6 protein-coding genes and 1 tRNA gene are annotated in these 5,643 nt (G+C 69.3%); 2 read left to right on the forward strand and 5 right to left on the reverse strand.

What is annotated here, in order from left to right; all coding sequences use genetic code 11:
- Window positions 1-100: 100 nt before the first annotated feature.
- Window positions 101-559 (reverse strand): hotdog fold domain-containing protein, encoded by a 459-nt coding sequence (locus DQW06_RS26970; RefSeq protein ID WP_081461788.1) that lies wholly within the window; start codon window positions 557-559, stop codon window positions 101-103.
- Between the two features lie 144 nt (window positions 560-703).
- Here DQW06_RS26970 and DQW06_RS26975 point away from each other — a divergent pair.
- Window positions 704-792: transfer RNA gene (locus DQW06_RS26975), tRNA-Ser, on the forward strand.
- 123 nt (window positions 793-915) lie between these two features.
- On the opposite strand, the gene DQW06_RS26980 is transcribed toward DQW06_RS26975, so the two are convergent.
- From DQW06_RS26980 to DQW06_RS26990, 3 genes are read right to left on the reverse strand one after another with little or no spacing between them, the layout of a single operon-like run.
- Window positions 916-2,115, reverse strand: a complete 1,200-nt coding sequence (locus tag DQW06_RS26980; RefSeq protein WP_117199545.1) for a tyrosine-type recombinase/integrase — start codon at window positions 2,113-2,115, stop codon at window positions 916-918.
- A gap of 22 nt (window positions 2,116-2,137) precedes the next feature.
- On the reverse strand, window positions 2,138-2,347 hold the full coding sequence (locus DQW06_RS26985) for an AlpA family transcriptional regulator (protein ID WP_117199546.1): 210 nt from the start codon (window positions 2,345-2,347) through the stop codon (window positions 2,138-2,140).
- Window positions 2,344-4,050, reverse strand: coding sequence for a replication initiator (locus DQW06_RS26990; protein WP_117199547.1), 1,707 nt, complete (start codon window positions 4,048-4,050; stop codon window positions 2,344-2,346). The genes DQW06_RS26985 and DQW06_RS26990 overlap by 4 nt, the downstream gene beginning before the upstream one ends.
- Window positions 4,051-4,085: 35 nt before the next feature.
- On the opposite strand from DQW06_RS26990, the gene DQW06_RS26995 reads away from it, so the two are divergent.
- Window positions 4,086-4,298 (forward strand): hypothetical protein, encoded by a 213-nt coding sequence (locus DQW06_RS26995; protein WP_013156277.1) that lies wholly within the window; start codon window positions 4,086-4,088, stop codon window positions 4,296-4,298.
- Here the strand turns inward: DQW06_RS26995 and DQW06_RS27000 are convergent.
- The coding region (locus tag DQW06_RS27000; RefSeq protein WP_232833177.1) for an FtsK/SpoIIIE domain-containing protein at window positions 4,259-5,643 on the reverse strand (1,385 nt) is incomplete at its 5' end. The two genes, DQW06_RS26995 and DQW06_RS27000, sit on opposite strands and share 40 nt — an antisense overlap.

Raw genomic sequence — 5,643 nt, forward strand, 5'->3', positions numbered from 1 at the left:
GGCCGGGGACGGGGCGGGGCCGACAGCGCCGAGGGTTCCGGCCGGGCACCGAACGCGAGCGGGCCCGGCCGGGAACGTGACGGTTGTGTCTCCAGTGGCTCTACTTGCGGTTGGGGCGCAGGGTCCAGGTGATGCTCATGCGACCGGTGACGGTGCCGTCCTCGGTGCGCAGCTCGACGTCGATGGGGAACTCGGGGCGCCTGCCCTCGTCCAGCTCGGCGATGATCTCCTCGCGCGGACGGCCCAGGACGGCCTCGGCGGTCAGGTCGCCCGTCGCGATCTTGAGGAAGTCGATCGTGGAGGTGGTCGGCAGGGGTACGGCGCGGTCGAGCTGGTCGCCGAAGGTGCCGATGATGATGGCGCCGGAGGCGGACTCGGCCAGGGTGAACATGGCGCCCGCGTGGGGGCCGCCGACGTGGTTGTGGTGGTCCGCGTTGTCGGGCAGGCGCATGACGGCGCGCCCGTGGTCCAGCTCGGTGAAGGTCAGGCCGAGGGTCCGGACGAAGGGGACCGCGGCCAGGAAACCGGCCTTGACCGCTTCCGCCGTCTCGGGGTTCATGTGTGCCATGGCGCTCATGTTACTGCCGGGTAACCTATAGGCGCCACCCCACGGATGTCGGTGGACGCAAACGTGTTCCCGGGCGGGCCGCGCGGGCGGAGGGGTGTGGGCTACCATGACGTGGCGGAGATTCGCTCTCCGCGGGGAGGGTTCGCATAGCGGCCGAGTGCAGTGCTCTTGAAAAGCACCAAGTCCTTGACGGGACTTCGTGGGTTCAAATCCCACACCCTCCGCAGAATCGGGGAGTTTCCCCAGGTGGGAGCCTTCCACGGAACACGGCGAAGGCCGGTGGTCCGGGTCCGTAGCACATTCATCGCACACGGCCCGGGGAGCCACCGGCCTTCGCCGTTCACCGGTCAGGCGGCGAGGACCCGCAGACGGGCGGCGTCCATCGCGTCGGCCACCTCGTCCAGGCGGTCGGGGAACAGGTGCCCGTACCGGTCCAGGGTCATCGTCGCCGTCTTGTGGCCGAGCATCGCCTGCACGACCTTGACGTCCGCACCGGCCGCGATGGCGAGCGACGCGGCGGTGTGCCGGAGCTTGTGGGGGGTCAGCCCCATGCCGTCGAGCCCGGCCGCCCTCACCGCCAGGGCGAACTCACGGTTGCGCCAGTTCCGGATACGCAGCGGGGCGCCCCGCCTGGTGGTGAAGACCAGCGCGTCAACCGGACGCCCCTCCACGAAGGACCGCAGTTCGGGGACGAGGGACCGGGGAACCGGCACGGTCCGGAACCTGCCGTTCTTCGGGGGCTGTTCGACGAGCCTGCCGTCCACCTCGGCGAAGGTCACGACGACCCGGACCCGACGCCGGTCCAGGTCCACCCGCCCCACGCGCAGCGCGGCGGCCTCACTCCACCGCATGCCGGTGTAGGCCAGGAGCAGGACGAGCGCCCGGCTCACCCTGGCCGACGCGAGTTCCTGCCCGTACTTGGTGCGCAGCGTCAGGGAGGCGTCGGCCAGCGCCTCCACCTGGGCGTGGTCGAGGTAGACGTGTTCGGCCTCGCTGGGCTTGGGCAGCGGTACGCCCTTGGCCGGGTTGAAGGGGATGCGCCGGGGGACGCACCAGCCCAGGACCATCGACAGCACGACGTGCGCGTGCCGGGTCTGGGAAGCCCCCAGGTTGCTACCGCCCTCGTCCCGGGGCTTCTGGAGGTGAGCCACCCACACGGCCACGTCCTCGGCGTGGACTGCCGAGAGGCGCAGGTCTCCCCAGCGCGGCAGCACGTGGTTGTCCAGGACCGCCCGGTACTGCCACCACGTGGACCGTTTGATGTCCGTGCGGGTGATGAGCCACTTCTCGGCCATCTCCGCCACGGTGACCTTGGCGTCGTGGGGGTTGCGGTAGGAGCCCTCGTGAAGGCTGTTCTCGATCTCGGTCCGCTTCTTCTCCGCGTCCGGCTTCTTCTGGAAGACGCCGCCGCTCTTGATCTTCCCGGAGGGGTCGTAGTAGCGGACCCACCACCGGCCGGGCGGAGTGCGCTTGGACGCCTTGGCCTTGCTCACCGCCTCCGTGTACGCCCTGTCCTTGGTGCGGTCGTAGACCCACGCGCGAGCCATGGGGGTGTCTCCTTTCCGTGGGTTACTGGGCCAGGACCCAGGCGTGGACCTCGGCGGGCACGTAGCGCACGTACCGGCCGACGCGGTGGGAGGGCGGACCGTCGCCCCTGTAGCGCCACTCGTAGAGCGTCTTGGGCGGCACGCGCAGGAAGGAGGCCGTGTCCTTCACCGACCACAGGCCGTGGTCCCGACGCTGTTCCGGAACGGCCGGGGTCACCGTCGTCGCACTCATGCCGTCCTGCTTCCGTGGGTTGCCGAAAGATCGTTCCGCCGTGCCGCGTCGAGCTGTGCGCGGCGTTTGAGTGCTTCGCCCACCGCGCGGAGAAGGCGTTGCTCCCGAGGGGCCACGTCGGGGTCGGTGGGTCGGGCCAACTCCCACTCGAAGGAGCCCGAGGCGACCGAGGACAGCACGGGGGAACGCAGGTTGTCCTCGTCCGCCTGGCCCTCGTTGGCGGGGTCGCTATTAACGCCGTTAATTCCGAGGGCGTTGAGGACCCAGGTGAGCCGGTCCGCCTTGTGGTCGGCCAGGGTCTTGCCGGACCACTTGCGCGAGACCAGGACGCGGCGGCCCGCGTAGCCCAGGTGTTCGCGACGATGCGCCTTGGACCGGCAGAACCCGGGACGCTGTCCGGCCTTGGCCTCGTCCGGCTGGATGCCGTAGCGCAGCCAGTTCGAGCACCGGGGCGAGCACGGCTCGAAGCGCAGCGCTTCCAAGAGCCGGTCCACGTGCTGTTCCTGCCGGACCGTTTCGGCCGCATGGCAGTCGGCGATGTCCTTGGTCAGGTACTTGGCCAGGTAGCGCACACACCGGTCCGCGTCCGCCGAGCCCGCGACCACACCCTTGGCGTCCACCTGACGGCCGAACCGCACCACGTGGAAGGGTTCGGCGTCCGGGTCGTCATCGAGGGCGTCCAGCGCCTCATCCCACGTGGGCAGGACTTCCCCGGTGGTCGGGTCGAGATAGGTACCCGCGTCCTCGTCCCAGACCGGCAGGTGGTCACCGTCGAAGACGACGCGGTCGGCGGTAGGCCACCACACCTGGTGGTAGGTCGCGGCGGCGATCTGGCGCAGCTCTGCCCGGGGGATGGTGCCGCGTGTGGCCATGTGCAGGTGCGGGGCCAACCGTCGTTGGGGTTCCACGGCGGCGAAGTACTGGACATCGAACCCGGCCACGCGGCGCAGGTTCTGCACGAACCGATCCACCAGCTTGGAGAAGTGCAGGGTGTCCCGGGCGGCCCGCCGGTAGTCGTACGTGGAGGGATCGACCGGGGTGCCGTCCGAGCGCACCCGCCCGTAGGAGTCCAACGTCAGGGTGATGAACAGCGAGGGCCGAAACACCTTGCCCGAGGCCGGGTCAGTGAAGGCCCGCCCGACCGTCTTCCTCGTCATAGGTCGCTTGGGAAGGTCGGGCACGTCCTGACGGCGTTTGGTCGAGCGCACCCGACGCGGCCCCGACGAACCCGAGGAGTCGCCGGAGCGGGTGACCGAACCTCGAAGGCCGGAGGCGGTGATCTCCTCGTCCAGGTCCGCGATCGCCGCATCCAGCGCCGAGAGCTGTTCCGGGTCAGCGACCCCGGTGGCAGCGAGGCGATCCCGTTCGGCGGTGACCAACGCCCGCTGTTCCACCCAACCGCGTTGTTCCTCGGACGGCGGATCAGGCTCCACCACAGGTTCGGTAACCAGGTGCCAGCCCTCTTCACACTGAGAGCGGCGAAGGCTGCGCTTCCTCTTGGCGCAGGCCGGACACCGCGATTCAAGCGTGGACCCGCACGGAACGTCGATCACCTCGGCGGCACCTGTGGCGATGTTGGTGCGTCGAAGGGACACGGGGCGGATGCACACGCCGTGGTCGGCGGCGACCTGTTCGGCCACCTCACGGGCGAGCGGTTGCGCGAGCCGTTCGGCCCGGGTTGTCTTACCGGTGGGAGTGGGCATCAGGCGCCCCCTCGAACGACCAAAGCAGAGGTCAGATGAAACCGTGGTTGGTGCCGTTCCTGCTTGTGACGACCGTGCTCAGCCTGACCGCGTCGGTACTGTCGCTTAGCCACGGCCAGGTCATGCCGGGTCTGCTCTTCGTGTTCAACACCCTGTTCTTCGCGGTGTTCTTGGTCGGGGCATGGCAGGAAGCGAAGAAGTACCAACATCAGGCTGCCCCTCCATCCGAGGAAAAGCCCACCCCGTAGTTGTCCACCATGGTTGTGATGTCCTCGTCCGCGACGTAGGCGGCCCGGACCCGCACCGGGGACGGAGAGCCTTCCAGACGGACGTAGGCCACCCCGGGAAGGGTGGGGTCGATCAGGTGGGCTTCCGCACCCCGTTCACGTGCGCCTTCGCCGAGGACCATGTCCACCTGCGATGCCTCGTCCAGGCGCAGGGCGACCTTGTCGGGGAAGAGGTTGCGCAGGTTCATGACCTCCTTGCGCGGGTCCTGCAACGCCGCCAGGACCGCGAAGCCGACCGAACGCCCCTGCGAGGTCAGCGTGGCTATCGCGTTCTCCGCCCTCCGGCGCACGTCCCGGTTAGGGTGGTACGCGGTCAGAAAGGCGACCTCGTCCAGGAGCACGACCACGAACGGGTCAGCGGTGGTCGGGATGTGGGAGCGCTGTTTGCCCGCGTAGCGTTCGGCCCGCTCCTGCATCTGCGCTACTGCCTTTTCGAGCAGGGCCACCGCGGATTCGCCCGTGTCGGCGTAGCGGGTGAACAGGTCGCGGCCGTAGGCCAGTTCCATGCGCTTGGGGTCGATCGCCCACACCTGCGCAGTGCCGTCGGCCAGGGCGGGGAGCATGGCGCGGATGGTGGACCAGATCACCGATCCCTTGCCGGCCCCGGTCACCCCGACCACGAGCACGTGGGTTCCGTGCAACCGCAGCAACCAGGGTGAGCCGTCCTCGCGCTGGCCGACCGGGAGCGCGTCCAGATCCGGAGAGTCAGGGACGGGCAGGGCGTCCAGGGGTTCGGCCAAGGTGTCACGTCGGGGGAACTCCAACGTGATGTCCCGGGGACCGTTGACCACCACACGGCAGGAAGGCGCGGCGAACCCGTGCGCCAGCTCGGTGACGCGGTGCTCGAAGTCGTCCGGAGAGGTTCCGGCGACGAGGGAGACGCGGACGTAGTCGGCCCAGGAGTTGCATCGAACGCGGCGGATGCGGGGCAGGTAGCGGCGTTCCTGGTAGGACTCAGCCAACCCGGAGATCACCAACACCGGCTGCCAGTGCCGCTTGTAGACGAACAGATGCCGCCACCACGCCAGCAGACGCAGGGTGACACAGGCGCGGTAGGAGCCGGGCCAGGTGCGCCACCAGATAAGGGAGACCACGGCAGCGGTACCCCACAGGCAGGCGAGGCCGGGCCAGTCCAGCCACCACCACACCCCCGCCGACGAGGCGAGGCAGGCGACCATGACGGGGAACCGGAACGGCAGGGTGAGAAGGAACCGCACCAGCCGCCAGATCCACGAGGCCAGGACGACGATCCCGGGGGTTTCCACGATCGGTGTCGTCCACCGCACGCCCTGGGCCGGGGTGGGAT

The sequence above is a fragment of the Nocardiopsis sp. TNDT3 genome (assembly GCF_003427465.1).
Lineage (GTDB): Bacteria > Actinomycetota > Actinomycetes > Streptosporangiales > Streptosporangiaceae > Nocardiopsis > Nocardiopsis dassonvillei.

What these genes read in the sequence shown, in the direction of transcription:
- DQW06_RS26970 (WP_081461788.1), bottom strand. Translation starts at nt 559, where the DNA reads ATGAACCCCGAGACGGCGGAAGCGGTCAAGGCCGGTTTCCTGGCCGCG.
- DQW06_RS26980 (WP_117199545.1), bottom strand. Translation starts at nt 2,115, where the DNA reads ATGGCTCGCGCGTGGGTCTACGACCGCACCAAGGACAGGGCGTACACG.
- DQW06_RS26985 (WP_117199546.1), bottom strand. Translation starts at nt 2,347, where the DNA reads ATGAGTGCGACGACGGTGACCCCGGCCGTTCCGGAACAGCGTCGGGAC.
- DQW06_RS26990 (WP_117199547.1), bottom strand. Translation starts at nt 4,050, where the DNA reads ATGCCCACTCCCACCGGTAAGACAACCCGGGCCGAACGGCTCGCGCAA.
- DQW06_RS26995 (WP_013156277.1), top strand. Translation starts at nt 4,086, where the DNA reads ATGAAACCGTGGTTGGTGCCGTTCCTGCTTGTGACGACCGTGCTCAGC.